This is a genomic window from Glycomyces sp. NPDC048151, from assembly GCF_043202775.1.
In the GTDB taxonomy this organism is placed as follows: Bacteria; Actinomycetota; Actinomycetes; order Mycobacteriales; family Micromonosporaceae; genus Glycomyces.
The window spans coordinates 46260-62651 of record NZ_JBIDBB010000008.1 but is presented as its reverse complement, the minus strand read 5'-3'; the positions used below and the strand labels follow the sequence as shown (position 1 = coordinate 62651).

The following is a 16392-nucleotide window of genomic DNA, read 5'->3' as shown; positions in this document are numbered from 1 at the left end:
CGCAGCAGGAGGCTGCGGGCCCGTTCCGTCGTTGTCAGGCGCGGGAGGCGCGGACGGCCGTCGCGAGTTCGTTCAGGAGCGCTTCGGTCTCGTCCCAGCCGACGCACGCGTCGGTCACGGACTTGCCGTATTCGAGGGTCTCCAGGGGCGCGGGCTCCTGGCGGCCGGGTTCGATGAAGCTCTCGATCATGAGTCCGGCGATGCCCTGCTCCCCCGCGGCGATGCGCGCCGCGAGCTCGCGGACGACCTCGGCCTGGCGGACGTGGTCCTTCCCGGAGTTGGCGTGGCTCGCGTCCACGACCAGGCGCTGCGGCATGCCGTGCTTGGCCAGCAGCGCGAGGCCGTCGCGGACGTCCTCGGGGCTGTAGTTGGGGCCGCCGCGCCCGCCCCGCAGGATGATGTGGCAGTCGGGGTTGCCGCTGGTGGAGACGATCGAGGCGCGCCCGTCCTCGTCGACGCCGAAGAACACGTGGTCCCCGGCGGCGGCCCGGCAGCCGTCGATCGCCGACGTCAGGTCGCCGTCGGTGGTGTTCTTGAACCCGATGGGCATCGACAGGCCCGACGCGAGCTGCCGGTGGACCTGCGACTCGGTGGTGCGGGCGCCGATCGCGCCCCACGAGACGGCGTCGGCGATGTGCTGCGGACTCGTCGGCTCCAGGAACTCGCAGCCGACCGGCAGGCCGGTGTCGAGCACGTCGAGCAGGACCCGGCGGGCCAGGCGCAGCCCGAGTTCGACGTCATGGGTGCCGTCCAGGTGCGGGTCGTTGATGAGGCCCTTCCAGCCGACGGTGGTGCGGGGCTTCTCGAAGTAGACGCGCATGACGACCATCAGGGCGTCGCCCAGGCCGGCGGTGGCGGCAGCGAGGCGCTGCGCGTAGTCCTTGGCCGCGGCCGGGTCGTGCACCGAGCAGGGGCCGACGACGACCAGGAGGCGGTCGTCGGTGCCGGCCAGGACGTGCTCGACCTCGCGGCGGGTGCGCTCGACCAGGGCGGCGCGCTCGTCGCCGAGCGGGAGTTCGGCGCGCAGCGCGGCCGGGGCGACGAGGGGCTGGAAGGCGGTGACGCGCAGGTCGTTGGTCTGCGGCGGCAGATCAGTGGGCGTGCTCATCGGGTGCGGTTCCCATCTCTGGTTGCGAGGCGGGTCCTGTCCACTCAAGGTCTTCCCCGGTGCCGGCCCGCCTGACGACGAAAGGCAGCGACTGGTGTCGCTGCCTTGTTGGCTCCGGGTGTCTGTGCGGTCAGCGCGTGCGCCGCCGGGCTCCACCCGGAGCCGGCGTAAAGCGCCAATAAGCACGAACCGTAGACATGCGCCGAACCGTAGCACACCCGCGCGGCGGGCGGCCACGGCCCGGGGCCCGTGTCACAGGCCGCTGATCGACTCGGGGGCGCGCTCGCTGCGGGCGAGCGCCCGCACGAGCGCGGTCTGGCCGTGGCGTTTGGCGGCGAGGCGGGCGAGCATCCACGCGGCGGTGTCGAACGCGTCCTGCGCGAACACGGGCGTGTCGATCCCGGCGGAGTAGGCCAGGTCGTCGCCGTGGACGACCAGTTCCATGAGGCGGGTGCGCAGGAAGTCGTCGAGGGTCATCGCGTAGGGCCAGCGCGTGTTGCCGGTGGTCTCGGTGCCGTCCATGGCGGCGAGCGCGGTCTCCAGGGCGGTGAGGGCGCTCGATGCTTCGGCGATGACGGCGTCGGGGCCTGCTGCGGCGCCCTTCTCGCCGCCGTCGCGGATGCCGGTGTTGTAGTCGTTGTCGAGGTCGGCGGCGAGCCAGGCGGCGCGGTCGTAGTGGCCGAACAGGGTCACGGTCTCCTTGCCGACGTGGTCGGCGGCGAGGGCGGCGGTGACCGAGGTGATCTGCTGCAGCAGGTGGGTGGCGAGGCCGCCGACGGTGAAGCCGGCGAGCGCGGACGGTCCTGTCCAGGCGCCGGTGACGGCGTCGTCCTCGGCGAGGTCGAGCGCGGTGCGGGCGGCGGCGAGGTACTGGTCGCGGATGCTGCTCATTCGGTTCGCTTCCTTAGCGCATGGAGACGTGGACGTGGTTGGTGTGGTCGGAGGCGGGGTCGCCGCCGGCGCCGGAATAGGAGCGCCAGCCCGAGGACGGCGACCAGAACTCGCGGTACCAGATCACGTACTCGACGCCGAGCGAGTCGGCGTTGTTGACGTACCAGGAGGCGAGCTGGTCGCCGTAGGTCTTGTCGTCGCCGGAGGCGTCCTCGTTCTGGAAGCCCGACTCGTCGGCGGCCCAGTCGCAGGCGCGTCCCAGCGGGTGCTCGCCGGAGCCGCCGGAGCGGTAGCAGGACACGTAGTGGTCGAACCCGGCCTCTTTGGTCTCGTTGTACATGTGGAGGGTGCGCGGGGTGAGGCAGCCGTCGGTGGTGGGGTCGTCCTCGGTGCAGCCGCCGCCGTCGCCGCCGTAGCCTTCGGCGGCGGGCGCGCCGCCGTCGGAGCCGGGCCCGGAGGCCTCTTCGGCGCGGAGCTCCTCGAGCTGCTCTTCGAGTTCGGCGGCGGCGGTCTCGGCGTCCTTGAGGGCGTCTTCGGCGGCTTTGATCTCGTCGGCGTGCGCGGCCTGCTCGGCTTCGAGCTCGTCGAGGAGGGCCCCGGCCTCGTTCATGAGCGCGGCCCGCTCGCCGCCGAGGAACCCGGTGTAGGTCATGGCGTCGACGAGGTCGCGGGAGCCCTCGGAGGACAGGACCGCGTTCGTGGTCTGGAGCTCGCCCTCGGTGTGGAGGTAGACCGCGTACTCGTTGAGGTCGGCGGTGAGCTCGTCGAACAGCGCCTGCGTCTCGGCGATCTCGGTCTCCAGCTCGGCCGCGCGCGCGTTGGCGGCGTCGACCGCCTCCTCGGCGTCGGCGACCTTGTCGATGGCCTCGGCGAGGTCGGCTTCGAGGGTCTTCTCGTCCGGTTCTGCCGAGGCCGGGACGGGGAAGAACGCCACGAGGGCGGCGAGGAGCACTACGGGGAGGATCTGCTTGCTGCGCACGGGTGGTGGTCTGCTTCCGGAGGGTCGGGTCGCCGCCCCGGCTCGGGCGGCGGCCGGTTTACAAATCGAGGTCGACCACGAGGGGGGCGTGGTCGGAGGCGCCTTTGCCTTTGCGTTCGTTGCGGTCGACGTAGGCGTCGGTGACGGCCGCCTTGAAGGCGGGGTTGGCCAGGACGAGGTCGATGCGCAGGCCGCGGTTCTTGGGGAAGTCCAGGTTGCGGTAGTCCCAGAACGTGAACGGCACGTCGTACTTGAGGGGGCGGGGGTAGACCTCGGCGAGCCCGGCGGCCAACACGGCGGCGAGGGCGTCGCGTTCGTCCTGCGTGACGTGGGTCGTGCCCGGCCATTCGTCGACGTCCCAGACGTCGTCGTCGGTGGGGCAGATGTTGTAGTCGCCGAGGGCGGCGAACGGGACGTCGCCGGCGGCGTCCGCGGCCGCGTCGGCGGCGAGGGCCTTGAGGAACGCGAGCTTGTACGGGAAGTGCGGGTCGGCGACGTCGCGGCCGTTGGGGATGTAAAGGGACTGGACACGCACAGGACCGCACGTGGCGGTGATCGCCCGCGGCTCGGCGGCGTCGCCGAACTCGGGCTGCCCGGCGATGCCGCGGCGCACGTCCGCGATGCCGACCCGGGAGAGGATCGCGACGCCGTTCCAGCGGCCCATGCCCCACGACGCGACCTCGTACCCGGCCGCGTTGATCGCCTCGACGGGCACGTCCGCGTCAGCGCATTTGAGCTCTTGGAGGCAGACCACGTCCGGCTCGGCGGTCTCGAGCCAGCCGGTGAGCCGGTCGAGGCGGGCTTTGAGCGAGTTGATGTTCCACGTGGCCACGCGCATGGGCCTCACCCTACCCGCAGCCGTCCCCGGGTTGGCCGGACCCGGGGTGCGAGGGTCAGTTTCCGCTGGTCGGGGCCGCCTCGACAGGGTCCGGTGTGGCCGGTTCGGCACGTTCGGTGCGGGGTCCGACGGCGACGGCGAGGAGCCCGAACCCGATCGCCGTCGTGAACCCGGTGACGGCGATCCCCGAGTCGTTGACGACCGCGCCGAGGACCGCGATCGTCGCCAGGCCGATCGCGGCGGCCGCGACCTCGTCTCTGCGGATCGGCGCCCGCTTGCGCCAGATGACGATCGCGCCGACCAGCGCGGCGACCGAGATCCACGTCAACGGGCGACCGATCGTGCCGATCGCGGCGTCGGCCTTGCGGATGAGGATGTTCATGGCCGTGCCGTCGAGCACGGATCCGACGAACCGGCCCAGGTGCGTCTGGTCCTCCTGCGGGCGCAGGTAGTCCAGGAACCCGCCGATCGCGAACACCGCGAACGCGATCCCCCCGGCGAGCGCGAGCGCACCGAACGAGAGCCTGCGGCCCCACAGTTTCAGGCAGCACAGGATCCCGGCGGCCACGAGCGTGAGCGTCCCGCCCATGTCGCGCCCGAGGTTCGGGGCGCCGACGATGACGACCGCGCACACCCCGATGAGGATCGGCCCCCACACGCGGGCGCGGCCCTTCCATGGCAGGAACGCGACCAGGAGGATCACGGCGGCCGCGAACACGCTGAACGCGTAGTTCCCCAGCCCCGTGAACCGGGCGCCCGCCTGCGCGGTGTACCCCATGGGCGTGTGCAGGGGCCAGGTCGCGCCCGACACCTGGTCGACCGCGATGAGCAGCGCCGCGGTCCCGGCGATCACCCACACCGGGCGCGCGCCGTGCCGCGTCCACGGCAACGACGCGGCCACCGTGAGCACGGCCATGCCGGCGGCGATGATCAGCCAGAACGCCAACTGCGGGTTCTCGGCCCGCCACCAGTGCGGGATGCCCGCCGCGACACCGGCCACCGGCATCGCCGCCACCGCCAGGCACACCGTCCGCGCCAGGCCCCGGAACCGGTCCGAGCCGCACAGCAGCCACACCGCCGCCGCGACACCGATCACGCCCACACCCGACAGCACCGAATAGAACACGAAACTCACCGAGATCACCGACTGCGACGCCGCCGTCTCGTCGATGCCTTGCGCGACCGCCTCACCGCTCGTGCGGTCCGCATCGGGCAGGACCTGGATCGGCGCGCCCGCCACCGTCGCCGGGACCTCCGCGCCCACGACTGCCAGCGCCGTCGCCGTCAGGTCCACCAGCTGCACGTACCCGTCGCGGCCCGTCGTCGCCGACGTCAGATCGCCCGCCTCGACACCCGCACCGGAATACAGCACCGGGTGCAGCGCCGACGGCGCCGACGCATCGGCCACACCCGCGACCAGCAGCCGCCAGTCCTCCGGCAGCGCCGCCTCGACCGCGCCCACCGCCGCGTCGGCCTCAGCCGCCGCCCGCGCACGCACCGAATCCGGCTCCGGCTCGATCTCCCCCGCGTCCGCCGCACCCGTCGGCTCATCCGAGCCCACCCCGATGTCGTCCTCACCGAGCTGGTCGTAGTCGGTGCTCGTGTCCGGCGCATTGTCGGCCGTGTCCCCCACGACCACACCCGGGTCCACGATCACCACGTCGCACGCGGCCATCGCCTCCGGCAGCGAAGCGATATCCGGCGCCCAGAACGCGATCCGCCCCTCCGTGTCGGCAGCCGACAAGGCGGCCCCGTCGCCGATCGCCGCCACGCAAGCACCCGGGTCCGGCTCCACCACCGGCTCACCGGCCGCCTCAGCCTCAGCCGCGGCGGCCTTCTGCTCAACGGCCATCTCCGCGACCGCGTCGGCGAGCGAACCCAGCCGCGCACCGTAATTGAACGACTCGTTCGCCTCGACGAGGGCGTCCCAGCCGTCCACCGTCCAGCCGTCGCCGCCCTCCACAGGCGCCTGCAGCTGCGACTGCGCCGCGCACTGCGCGTCCCGCGGCGCCGCACCGCCAGCGCGCTCACCCGCGCCCAGGCTCAACCAGCCCGCCTCCGGGCACGTCCACGACCCGATCGTGCGCACGCTCATCGACGCCGACGCGCCCGAACCGGCCATCGCCCACAGGTTCGGCGTCACCGACTCGTCGATATCCGTCCACGCCAGACCCGGCACACCGAACACGATCACACCGGCGGCCTCGTCCTCCTCAGCCGCCGCAGCCGCCGGAGGCAGCGCCAACGCCCCGCAGACCACCGCCAGCACGGCAGCGAAACCCCGCACCAACGCACCGCGCACCCGCACGCCCGCCACCCAACTCATGCCAGCAGTCTATGGGGTCCCCGCGCCCTCCCCGGCCTCCTGGCTCCCCGACCTTCACCACACCACTCCGCGCCGCACCGGCCCGATGTCACCCACCCGCGTTAGGCTGGGCCGATGCGCACCATCGCCACCGCCAACGTCAACGGAATCCGGGCCGCCGCCAAGAAAGGCATCGTCCCCTGGCTCGAACAGACCCAGGCCGACGTGGTGCTCCTCCAAGAAGTCCGCGCCGCCCACGACCAGATCCCCGCCGAAGCCCTCGAAGCCGGCGGCTGGCACTGGAACGTCGCCCCCTCCATCGTCGCCAAAGGACGCGCCGGCGTCGCCGTCCTCACCAAGGGCGAACCCGAAGCCGTCCGCACCGGCTTCGGCGACGAATTCGCCGAACACGGCCGCTACCTCGAAGTCGACCTCCCCGGCCTCACCGTCGCCAGCCTCTACCTCCCCTCCGGCGAGACCGACACCCCCCGCCAGGTCGAGAAGGAACGCTTCATGACCGTCTTCGCCGAATACCTCGCCGAAGCCGCCGAGAAAGCCCGAGCCGGCGGCCGCGAACTCCTCGTCTGCGGCGACTGGAACATCGCCCACGCCGAAGCCGACCTCAAGAACTGGAAGTCCAACAAGAAGACCGCCGGATTCCTGCCCGGCGAACGCGCCTGGCTCACCGACCTCTACGCCACCGGCACCTTCGTCGACGTCGTCCGCGCCCTCCACCCCGACGTCGAAGGCCCCTACTCCTGGTGGTCCTACCGCGGCCGCGCCTTCGACAACGACGCCGGATGGCGCATCGACCTCCACGTCGCCACCACCGGCCTCGCCGCCAAAGCCGCCAAAGCCTGGGTCGACCGCGCCCCCGCCCACGACCAGCGCTGGTCCGACCACGCCCCGGTCCTGGTGACGTACGACCACTAGGGGGTGTGCGGGAACCCCCTGGACCCGGCTCGCCGACCGGCAAGGCAAGCGGGCACCATTGAACCCCGTGAGCCTCATCGACTACCTGCCGTCCTCGAACGCACCCGAACCCGACGACGTCTACACGGCCTTCGCGCAATGGGCCGAAGACTCCGGGATCGTCCTGTACGAGCACCAGGAAGAGGCCCTCCTGGCCATCTGCACCGGCCAGAACACCATCATCGCCACCCCCACCGGGTCCGGCAAGTCCCTCATCGCCGCCGCCGCGCACTTCAACGCGCTCGCGAACCAGCGCACCTCGTTCTACACCGCGCCGATCAAGGCGCTCGTGTCCGAGAAGTTCTTCGAGCTGTGCGAGCAGTTCGGGCACGACAACGTCGGCATGCTCACCGGCGACGCCGCCGTCAACCCCGACGCGCCGCTGATCTGCTGCACCGCCGAGATCCTCGCCAACCTCGCACTGCGCGAAGGCGCCGACCTCGACTGCGACTCCGTCGTCGCCGACGAGTTCCACTTCTACGCCGAACCCGACCGCGGCTGGGCCTGGCAGGTCCCGCTCCTGGAGCTCCACCGCGCCCAGTTCACGCTCATGTCCGCGACCCTGGGCGACACCGAGTTCTTCCAGAAGGACCTCACCCGCCGCACCGGCCGCGAGACCGCGCTCATCGCCTCCGCCACCAGGCCCGTGCCGCTGCACTACGAGTACCGCAAGACCCCGCTGCACGAGACCGTCGAGAACCTCGTCGACAACAACCGCGCGCCCGCGTACATCGTGCACTTCACTCAGGCCGCCGCTCTTGACACGGCGCAGTCGCTGTCGAGCCTCAACCTCGTCGGCAAGGACGCCAAGGCCGCCATCAGCGCCGCGCTCGGCGGGTTCCGGTTCACCACCAAGTTCGGCCAGACCCTCGCCCGGCTCGTGCGCTCGGGCATCGGCGTCCACCATGCCGGGATGCTCCCCAAGTACCGGCGCCTGGTCGAACGCCTCGCCCAGCAGGGCCTGCTCAAGATCATCTGCGGCACCGACACCCTCGGCGTCGGCATCAACGTGCCCATCCGCACCGTCGTCTTCACCGGCCTCACGAAGTACGACGGCCGCCGCACCCGCCGCCTGCGCGCCCGCGAGTTCCACCAGATCGCCGGCCGCGCCGGACGCGCCGGGTTCGACACCGAGGGCTTCGTCGTGTGCGAAGCGCCCGAGCACGTCATCGAGAACGAGAAGGCCATGCAGAAGTTCGGCCTCGACCCCAAGAAGCGCAAGAAGATGGCGAAGAAGAAGCCCCCCGAGGGCTTCGTCGGCTGGTCCGACGAGACCTTCGCCGCGCTCTCGGAGGCCCCGCCCGAACCGCTCCAGTCGCGCATGCGCATGACCCACGCGATGCTCATCAACCTGCTCGCCAGGCCCGGCAACACGTTCGGGCACGTCCGGACCCTCATCGAGGACTCCCACGCCGACCGCGCCACCCAGCTGAAGATGGCCCGCACCGCGCTCACCATCGCCCGCACCCTCCGCGACGCCGGGATCATCGTCATCGAGGACGGCAAGGTCCGCCTCACCGTGGACATGCCCGACCACTTCGCGCTCAACCAGCCGCTCGCGCCGTTCGCACTGGCGGCCTTGGAACTGCTCGACACCGAGTCCGACACGTACGCGATGGACGTCGTCTCCATCGTCGAGGCGACTCTGGAAGGGCCCGGCCAGATCCTCGCCGCCCAGCGCAACAAGGCCAAGGGCGCCGCGATCGAGGCGATGAAGGCCGACGGCCTCGACTACTACGACCGCATGAACCAGCTCGAAGACACCGAAGTGGACTACCCGAAGCCGCTCGCCGACCTGCTCGACGAGGCGTTCAGTGCCTACCGCACCAGCCACCCGTGGGCCGCGGACTACCAGCTCGAACCCAAGTCGATCCTCCGCGAGATCTGGGAGGGCCGCATGAGCTTCGGCGAGTACATCGGCCTCTACGGCCTGCCGCGCGCCGAAGGGCTGCTCCTGCGCTACCTCTCCAGCGCGTACAAGGCCCTCGTCCAGACCCTCCCCGAGGACACCGGCGGCCCCGAACTCGACGACCTCACCGCCTGGCTCGGCGAGACCATCCGCCAGACCGACTCGTCCCTCATCAACGAGTGGGAGCAGCTCACCAACCCCGGTGAAGAAGAGGACATCGACACCGGCCGCCCCGCCCGGGCGTTCACCGACAACGAGCGGGCCTTCACCATCGCCGTGCGCAACGCCGCGTTCCGCCACGTCGAACTCGCCGCGGCCGACCGCCTCGACGCCCTGGCGGCGTTGGAGACCGGCTGGCCCGTCTCGAAATGGGACGCGGCCCTGGAGCGGTACTTCCAGGCCCACGACGACATCGGCACCGCCGGTGCCGCGCGCGGGAACGAGTACCTGGACATCGCCAAGGACGGCCGCACCTGGACCGTCCGCCAGACCATCGACGACCCTGCGGGCGACAAGGACTGGGCGATGCACTTCAAGGTCGACCTCGACGCCTCCGACGAGACCGGCACCGTCGTCATGACCGTCGAGGACTTCACCGACTTACGGTGGACCGCAAGGCGTCCGAGGGGTCGGTAGCATCGCTTGATGCCCCGACTCCTCCCGCCCGACGCCCTCGACGGCCCGCCGGTGCGCGCCCGCTGGGCCGCGATCCTCGCCGGGGCCCTTGCCGTCACGGCATGCGGCACCGACTGGGCCGCCCTCTGGGACACCGCCCGCGGTCTCGTCCCGGACCGGACCGAACGCGTCGAGTGGACCGCCGCCGACTTCGACACGGCTTTCGAAGCCGAGCCGTTCCCCGGCGACTACGAGGGCATCGCCGACCCGGCCGGGGCACTGAACGCGCAACTGCGCGCCGAGGGCGTCCTCCTCGACCTCGTCTGGGACGCGACGCTCACGATCGCGGCCGTCCGCGTCGAAACCTACGAGGACGCCTACGGCACCGGACACCGCCTCGCCATCGCCGTGGACTCCACCACCGGCGACGGCATCGGGTGCCTCAACGCCTCGCTGCAGACCGCCTCGACCGTCGCCGAAGACGGCACCCTGCTGCAGTTCTGCAACCGCGCGGACCTCCACGAGCCGCCCGGCGAACCCGCCGGCCGCTGGCGCCCGCTCGACCTCTTCATCACCCAGACCGCCAACCTCGACCCCGCCGCGCACACCGACCCCGGCGTCGACGACACGCACACCTCGACCCTCGTCGACTACTTCGGGCTCGGCTCGGAGACGGGCGACCCCTACGACAGCGGACTCTGGCCGGGCTGGCAGTCCCCCCAGTCCTACCTCGCTCCCGAATGCGCCACCGAGCCAGGCATCTACCTCGGCCTCGACGACCTGCACCTGACCGACCGCTACGGTGACCCCGCCTCCCGCGGAACCGAACTCGCCCACTTCGGCGCGCCCGCCTACCCGGTCGAGAACCGGCTGGTTCTACCCGCCTGCACACTCGTCGACAGCAGCTTCGACGGCAAGACGGTCCTCGAGCCCTACCTCGACCCCGCGCTCACGCCGCTGTCGTCCTGGACCGAGTTCAACGCCTCCACCGCCGAACCGCAACCGCTGCGCACCGCCGTCGCCGTCGACGTCCGCACCTGCGACACCGAACCGCGCACCTGCAGCAGTGACCCCACCGACCCCGACGATTCGGGCTACTCGGCCAACCACGGCACCGCCGACGCGTGGCTCACCGAACTGCTCCGCACCGGCAGCTAAAGCCCTCGCGCCCCACTTGCGCGAGTGGCAGAATCGGCCGGTGCTCACCGACCCGCTCCACTCCCCCGTCGGCACGCCCGTCCGCACGGCCGCCACGCTCCAGCACAACACCGGCAACCAGGCCACCGGCGGCATCTGGCGCGTCACCGGGCCCGGCGGGGACGCGATCCTCAAGCACCTCACGCCCGGCGGCAGCGGCCACGACCACTGGAAGGCCTCCGACGACCCCCGGCACTGGAACTACTGGCGGCGCGAATACCTCGCCTACACCGGCGGTTTCGCCGCCGCGTACGGAACGGCGGCCGGGATCGGCGCGCCCCGCCTGCTCGCCTCCGGTGAACGGCCCGACGGGAGCCTGGAACTGTGGCTCGAACCCGTCGACGGCGTCCACGGCCGCGACTGGACCGCGCCGATGCTCGCCGACTTCGCCCACAGGCTCGGCGTCGTCCAAGCGGCGCAACGGGACAGCACCGAGCAGGCCTGGCATTCGCGGCGCTTCCTGCGCCAGTACGCGGGCCGCCTCGACTACCCCGACATTCCGTGGGACCACCCGGCCGCGGCCGCGCACTGGCCCGCCGAGACCCGCGAAGGCCTGCGCCGCATCTGGGAACGCCGCACCGACCTCTTCCGCATCGCCGAGCGGTCCCCGCAGACCCTCTGCCACCTCGACGTCTGGCCGATGAACCTCGTCGAACGCGACGGCGAACCGGTCCTCCTCGACTGGTCCTTCACCGGGCGCGGCGCCATCGGCGAAGACGTCGCCAACCTCATCGCCGACACCTTCTTCGACGGCCTCCAACCCGTCGACCGCCTCGACGAGACCGAAACCCTCGTCACCGACGCCTACCTCGCCGGACTCGCCGCAACCGGGCACACCCGGCCGGACGCGACCCGAAAAGCCATCGCCGCCACCGGAGCCGCCAAGTACTGTTGGCTGGCCCCCGCGATGCTCACCCGCCTCGCCGCGGGCAAACCGATCGCCAGCGCCGACTACGACACCGCCGAGGACGCGGCCGTCCTCGAACGGCGCCGCCCGATCTTCGACATGCTCGTCCGCTGGGCCCGCACCGCCCTCGACACCTGAGAGACCGCCATGCCCGTCCACGTCACCGAGACCATCGCCATCCCCGACAGCGAACTGCGGTGGCGTTTCTCGCGGTCCTCCGGTCCCGGCGGGCAGGGCGTCAACACCACCGACTCCCGCGTCGAACTCGTCTTCGACCTGGCCGGGACGAAGGCGCTACCGCCGCTGCTCCTGGAGCGGGCGCTCGCGCGCCTGGGCGACCGGCTCGTGGACGGGACCGTCGTCATCGCCGCGTCCGAGTTCCGCTCGCAGTTGCGCAACCGCGAGGCGGCGCAGGAGCGGCTCGCCGAGCTCATGCGCCGCGCGATCGCGGCACCGCCGCCGCCGCGCGTCGCCAGGAAGCCCTCCAAGGGCGCGAAACGGCGGCGCCTGGAGGACAAGCGCCGCCGTTCGGACGTCAAGAAGCTGCGGCGCAGCACCGACGACTAGTCCTCGGGCAGGGGTTCCCCGAAGTCGGGGGTGCCGTCCTCGTTCCAGCCGAAGGGCTGGACGCGGCAGTGCCGGTCGGGGTTGTCGAGCGGGTCGCCCACGATCTCCTCGTAGGCGCGGGCGTGGAAGACCAGGAGGTCGTTCCCGTCCTCGTCGACGGTGAACGCGTTGTGCCCGGTGCCGTAGATGCCGTTGGCCGCGTTGGTGGTGAAGACCGGCTCGGGGTGCTTGGTCCATGAGGCGGGGTCGAGGAGGTCGGCGTCGGCGTCGGCGGTGAGCAGGCCCATGCAGTACTCGGCGCCGGTGCCGGACGCGGAGTAGGTGATGAAGACCTTGCCGTTGCGCACGATCGCGTAAGGGCCCTCGTTGACGGCGAAGCGGATGGTCTCCCAGGGCAGTTCGGGGCGGGAGAGCTCCACGGGCGCGCTCTTGAGGGTCCAGGGGTTCGCGAGTTCGGCGAGGTACAGGCTCGTGTTGGAGCCTTCCAGGCCGGGGTCGTGCTGGGCCCAGCACAGGTAGCGGGTCCCGTTGTGGGCGAAGGTGGTCGCGTCGAGGGAGAACGAGTCGACCGGGGTCTCGATCTGGCCCTTCTCGGTCCATTCGCCGGTGAGGGGGTCGGGGTTGCGGTTCTCCAGGACGTACATGCGGATGCGCCAGACGTCGGCGGTGGCCGATTCGGCCTCGCCCGCGGCGAAGTACACGTACCAGGCGCCGTCGATCCAGTGCAGTTCCGGCGCCCAGATGTGGGAGCCCATGGGCCCCTCGGGGTGCTGGACCCAGATGGTGGTTTCTTCTGCGTCGCGCAGGCCCAGGAGGGTGTCGGCGCCGCGGATCACGATCCGGTCGTAGGCGGGCACCGTGGCGGTGAAGTAGTACCGGCCGTCGGTGTGCCGGGTGATCTGCGGGTCGGCGCGTTCGAGGATGAAGGGGTTCGGGAGCACACTGTTATCGGTCACAACGGTGATGCTACAACTCCACCCGGAGCGTCCCCGAAGGCTCCACCTCCGCCGCGCCCGCAGACTGGGACGCGAGCCAGTCCACCAGCAGTTCCACGTCGGAGCAGGCCAGGTCGAAGGCCACTTCGGCACCGAAGTCGACGCCGACGAGCCGCACGTCCTCGCGCAGCCGCAGCAGCCCCTCGAGACTCCCGGCCAGGCCGTAGTCGACGCGCACCGTGAGCCGCTGCCAGCGCGCCAGCTCCACGGTCCCCGCCTCGTCGAGCGCGGACGAGACGGCCGCGCCGTAAGCCCGCACGAGGCCGCCCGCGCCGAGCTTCACGCCGCCGAAGTGGCGCGTGACGACGGCGAGCACGTCGGTCAGGTCGCGGCCCCGCAGGACCTCGAGCATCGGGACCCCCGCGGTCCCCGCCGGCTCGCCGTCGTCGTTCGAGCGCGCCGACTGGCCGTCGTCGACGACGTAGGCGGTGCAGTTGTGCGTGGCGTCCCAGTTCGCCTTCCGGTGCGCGCTGATGTGCTGGCGCGCTTCGGCATCGGAGGCGACACGGTAGAGCGTGCAGACGAACCGGGACCGGTTCACGACAGTCTCGGTCGTCGATTCGGGGACGCGGAGGGTGCGCATCAGCCGACGACGCCGTGCTCCCAGGCCCACGCCGCGATGCCCACGCGGTTGCGGACCCCGAGCTTGGCGCGCACGGCCTCCAGGTGGGTCTTCACCGTGGAGACGGAGACGAACAGGGTCTCGGCGATCTCGGCGTTGGTCTTGCCGCGCGCGACCAGCTCGACGACGTCGAGTTCGCGTTCGGTCAGGACGTTGGAGGGCTTCGGGCCTTCGGGGACGGGCTCGGTGAGCCGTTCCAGGAGCCGCACGGTGACCGACGGGGAGATGAGCGACTCCCCGCTCGCGGCGGCGCGGACCGCCTCGACCAGGAGCGTAGGCCCGGAGTCCTTGAGCAGGAACCCGGTCGCGCCCGAGCGGAGCGCGCCGTACACGTACTCGTCGGTGTCGAACGTCGTGACGACGACGATGCGCGGGCCGGTGCCGTTCGCTCCGGCCAGGAGCGTGCGGGTGGCCTCGAGGCCGTCCAGGCGCGGCATGCGGATGTCGAACAGGCACACGTCCGGCTTGTGCCGCCGCGCCTCGGCGACCGCGACGACGCCGTCGGGGGCGTCGGCCACCACTTCCATGTCGGGCTGGGCGTCGATGATGGCCCGGAACCCTGCCCGGACCATCTCCTGGTCATCTGCGATCAGCACTCGGATTGCCACGCCCCGAGCCTAACCGGCCGCGAGCGCTAGGCAGCGGCGCCCGCCAGTTCCCGCTCGCGCGCCACAGGCGCCAGCACCGGCTCGGCGACCGGGGCGGTGCGGATCGGCGCCACGGCCGACTCCGCGGCCTCGCGCTCCAGGACGGCCTGGCGACGCGCCGACCGCTGCCGGATGGCGAAGGTCGTCGTCACCAGGAACAGCCAGGTGCCCTCGAGGAGGATGAGGCCCCAGTCGTGGCCGATGATCGCGGCGGTGAGCAGGATCGAGCAGGCCGAGATGACCAGCAGCAGCGACGCGGGCTTGGTCGCGTGGATGCGGTGGGTCTGCAGGAGCAGGAAGTTGGTGATGTACAGGAGCGCGCCGATGATCTGGAACGCGATGCGGATGTCGAACTCGTGCATGGGAAGACCTCGTAAGAACGTGAAGCAGGCAGGAAGGCGCCCCGCGCCGGCGATGGCGCGGTGCTGAGGAAGAGGAAGAGGAGAGGGAGACCGAGGGGTTACAGGGTCGCGGCCGGATGGCCGCCCGGTCTGCTCCGCGCGCAGACCTCCATGACGGCCCCGCGCAGGACCCGCGTCTGCAGCGAACCGCAGATGCACCGGGTCCACACCGTCACGCCGGAGGCGTTCCGGTGCTCGGACACGGTCGTCACCGGATCATCGTCGGGCCAACCGCAAAACGGGCAGCACTGCAACACCGCGTCCTCCTTACAAGGCTTCGGGTTTCACATCTGGGACGAGCGGAGGCCGGATACCGCCCGCAGCGGTGTCCGCGCACTGTTCTCACGCTCAATACGAGGTTAAGGTCCCAATCGTCCGGGCTACAACACCTTGGTGACGCTAGTTTGCGAAACTCATCGTGAAGCCACTACTTAAGCGATTGGGGCCACAACCGTGATCGACCTGAGGAGACTGCACGTGCTGCGGGCGATCGCCCACCACGGCACCGTCTCCGGCGCCGCGAAGGCCCTGCACATGTCCACCTCCGCGGCGTCGCAGCAGATCCGGCTGCTCGCCAAGGACCTCGGCGTGCCGCTCCTCGAACCGGTCGGGCGCGGCGTCAGGCTCTCCTCGGCGGCGCAGGTCCTCATCGCGCACATCGACGCGATCGAGGCGATGTGGCGCCTCGCCGAGGCCGAACTGCAGGCCACCGAGGGCGAACCGTCAGGGATGCTGCGCCTGTGCGGGTTCCCCACGGCGATCGCGACGCTGCTCGCGCCCTTGGTCGACACCGCCCGCACCCGCTACCCGGCGCTGGAGGTGCGGCTGCGCGAGGCCGAGGCCTCCGAGAGCTTCGACCTCTTGTTCGCCGGGGAGGCCGACCTCGCGCTCGTCGAGGCGACGCCGGACAACCCGCCGCCCGAGGACATCCGTTTCGACGCGCAGACGGTGTTCAACGACCCGTTCGACCTGGTCGTACCCGGCGGGCACTGGTGCGCGAAGCAGGACGCGGTCGACCTGCGCGAGCTCGAGCGCGAGCCGTGGATCATCGGCGTGCCCGGGTCGATGCACCGCCGCCACGTCCTCACCGCCTGCTCCAACGCAGGGTTCCGGCCCACGGTCACCGGCGAGGCCCGCGAATGGAACGTCATCGCCGTCATGACCGCCCACAAGATGGGCGTCGCGCTCATCCCCCGCCTGGTGGACCTCCCCCACCACCTCGACCTGGTGCGCGTACCGGTCTCGGGGCCGTTCACGCCGTTCCGGCACTTCCAGGCCGTGACGCTGCGCGGCGGCGCCCGGCGGCCCTCCGTCGCGGCCGTCATGGAACTGCTGAACGAGCAGGTGCGCGCCGCAGAAGGCATCGGGCCGCTCCCCGAATCGCAGTCCTGACCCGCCGCGAAACCCTATACACCAGTGCTGAGCTGGGCGAACCAGTG

The 16392-nt window shown here is 71.3% G+C and carries 16 protein-coding genes; 6 read left to right on the top strand and 10 right to left on the bottom strand.

Annotated elements, in window-relative coordinates; all coding sequences use genetic code 11:
- Positions 1-34 precede the first annotated feature (34 nt).
- From ACGGCP_RS19840 to ACGGCP_RS19820, 5 genes are all read right to left on the bottom strand, one after another.
- A complete protein-coding gene (locus tag ACGGCP_RS19840) occupies positions 35-1108 on the bottom strand; it encodes a 3-deoxy-7-phosphoheptulonate synthase (RefSeq protein WP_392968158.1) in 1074 nt (357 codons plus the stop codon).
- A gap of 252 nt (positions 1109-1360) precedes the next feature.
- Positions 1361-1999 (bottom strand): maleylpyruvate isomerase N-terminal domain-containing protein, encoded by a 639-nt coding sequence (locus tag ACGGCP_RS19835; protein WP_392968156.1) that lies wholly within the window; start codon positions 1997-1999, stop codon positions 1361-1363.
- A 13-nt stretch (positions 2000-2012) separates the two neighbouring features.
- On the bottom strand, positions 2013-2978 hold the full coding sequence (locus ACGGCP_RS19830; protein ID WP_392968154.1) for a hypothetical protein: 966 nt from the start codon (positions 2976-2978) through the stop codon (positions 2013-2015).
- Positions 2979-3036: 58 nt separating this feature from the next.
- Positions 3037-3816 carry an exodeoxyribonuclease III gene (locus ACGGCP_RS19825; RefSeq protein WP_392968152.1) on the bottom strand — a complete coding sequence of 260 codons (780 nt, stop codon included), beginning with the start codon at positions 3814-3816 and terminating at the stop codon, positions 3037-3039.
- A gap of 55 nt (positions 3817-3871) precedes the next feature.
- A complete protein-coding gene (locus tag ACGGCP_RS19820; protein ID WP_392968150.1) occupies positions 3872-6142 on the bottom strand; it encodes a hypothetical protein in 2271 nt (756 codons plus the stop codon).
- A 114-nt stretch (positions 6143-6256) separates the two neighbouring features.
- Here ACGGCP_RS19820 and ACGGCP_RS19815 point away from each other — a divergent pair, with 114 nt between their 5' ends.
- From ACGGCP_RS19815 to arfB, 5 genes are all read left to right on the top strand, one after another.
- A complete protein-coding gene (locus tag ACGGCP_RS19815; RefSeq protein WP_392968149.1) occupies positions 6257-7054 on the top strand; it encodes an exodeoxyribonuclease III in 798 nt (265 codons plus the stop codon).
- Between the two features lie 67 nt (positions 7055-7121).
- Positions 7122-9638, top strand: coding sequence for a DEAD/DEAH box helicase (locus ACGGCP_RS19810; RefSeq protein WP_392968147.1), 2517 nt, complete (start codon positions 7122-7124; stop codon positions 9636-9638).
- A 9-nt stretch (positions 9639-9647) separates the two neighbouring features.
- Positions 9648-10775 carry a hypothetical protein gene (locus ACGGCP_RS19805; protein WP_392968145.1) on the top strand — a complete coding sequence of 376 codons (1128 nt, stop codon included), beginning with the start codon at positions 9648-9650 and terminating at the stop codon, positions 10773-10775.
- Between the two features lie 40 nt (positions 10776-10815).
- On the top strand, positions 10816-11859 hold the full coding sequence (locus tag ACGGCP_RS19800) for an aminoglycoside phosphotransferase (protein WP_392968143.1): 1044 nt from the start codon (positions 10816-10818) through the stop codon (positions 11857-11859).
- A 9-nt stretch (positions 11860-11868) separates the two neighbouring features.
- The gene (gene arfB / locus ACGGCP_RS19795; protein ID WP_392968141.1) at positions 11869-12288 is read left to right on the top strand and encodes an alternative ribosome rescue aminoacyl-tRNA hydrolase ArfB; all 420 of its coding nucleotides are present in this window, start codon (positions 11869-11871) and stop codon (positions 12286-12288) included.
- Here arfB and ACGGCP_RS19790 read toward each other — a convergent pair.
- From ACGGCP_RS19790 to ACGGCP_RS19770, 5 genes are all read right to left on the bottom strand, one after another.
- Positions 12285-13244 carry a family 43 glycosylhydrolase gene (locus ACGGCP_RS19790; protein WP_392968139.1) on the bottom strand — a complete coding sequence of 320 codons (960 nt, stop codon included), beginning with the start codon at positions 13242-13244 and terminating at the stop codon, positions 12285-12287. The two genes, arfB and ACGGCP_RS19790, sit on opposite strands and share 4 nt — an antisense overlap.
- A gap of 10 nt (positions 13245-13254) precedes the next feature.
- Positions 13255-13866: an IMPACT family protein gene (locus tag ACGGCP_RS19785; RefSeq protein WP_392968137.1), complete on the bottom strand. Its 612-nt coding sequence runs from the start codon at positions 13864-13866 to the stop codon at positions 13255-13257.
- Positions 13866-14513 (bottom strand): response regulator, encoded by a 648-nt coding sequence (locus tag ACGGCP_RS19780; RefSeq protein WP_392968135.1) that lies wholly within the window; start codon positions 14511-14513, stop codon positions 13866-13868. Before ACGGCP_RS19780 ends, ACGGCP_RS19785 begins: the two co-directional genes overlap by 1 nt.
- A gap of 26 nt (positions 14514-14539) precedes the next feature.
- Positions 14540-14914, bottom strand: a complete 375-nt coding sequence (locus ACGGCP_RS19775; protein ID WP_392968133.1) for a hypothetical protein — start codon at positions 14912-14914, stop codon at positions 14540-14542.
- A 98-nt stretch (positions 14915-15012) separates the two neighbouring features.
- Entirely contained in the window at positions 15013-15165 is a 153-nt protein-coding gene (locus ACGGCP_RS19770; protein ID WP_392968131.1) for a hypothetical protein, read from the bottom strand.
- A 241-nt stretch (positions 15166-15406) separates the two neighbouring features.
- On the opposite strand from ACGGCP_RS19770, the gene ACGGCP_RS19765 reads away from it, so the two are divergent.
- Positions 15407-16345, top strand: a complete 939-nt coding sequence (locus ACGGCP_RS19765) for a LysR family transcriptional regulator (RefSeq protein WP_392968130.1) — start codon at positions 15407-15409, stop codon at positions 16343-16345.
- The last annotated feature ends 47 nt before the right edge of the window (positions 16346-16392 follow it).

Excerpts from the sequence above, each read along its gene's own strand:
- ACGGCP_RS19840 (WP_392968158.1), bottom strand. The coding sequence starts at position 1,108 with ATGAGCACGCCCACTGATCTGCCGCCGCAGACCAACGACCTGCGCGTC.
- ACGGCP_RS19835 (WP_392968156.1), bottom strand. The coding sequence starts at position 1,999 with ATGAGCAGCATCCGCGACCAGTACCTCGCCGCCGCCCGCACCGCGCTC.
- ACGGCP_RS19825 (WP_392968152.1), bottom strand. The coding sequence starts at position 3,816 with ATGCGCGTGGCCACGTGGAACATCAACTCGCTCAAAGCCCGCCTCGAC.
- ACGGCP_RS19820 (WP_392968150.1), bottom strand. The coding sequence starts at position 6,142 with ATGAGTTGGGTGGCGGGCGTGCGGGTGCGCGGTGCGTTGGTGCGGGGT.
- ACGGCP_RS19815 (WP_392968149.1), top strand. The coding sequence starts at position 6,257 with ATGCGCACCATCGCCACCGCCAACGTCAACGGAATCCGGGCCGCCGCC.
- ACGGCP_RS19805 (WP_392968145.1), top strand. The coding sequence starts at position 9,648 with ATGCCCCGACTCCTCCCGCCCGACGCCCTCGACGGCCCGCCGGTGCGC.
- arfB (WP_392968141.1), top strand. The coding sequence starts at position 11,869 with ATGCCCGTCCACGTCACCGAGACCATCGCCATCCCCGACAGCGAACTG.
- ACGGCP_RS19785 (WP_392968137.1), bottom strand. The coding sequence starts at position 13,866 with ATGCGCACCCTCCGCGTCCCCGAATCGACGACCGAGACTGTCGTGAAC.
- ACGGCP_RS19775 (WP_392968133.1), bottom strand. The coding sequence starts at position 14,914 with ATGCACGAGTTCGACATCCGCATCGCGTTCCAGATCATCGGCGCGCTC.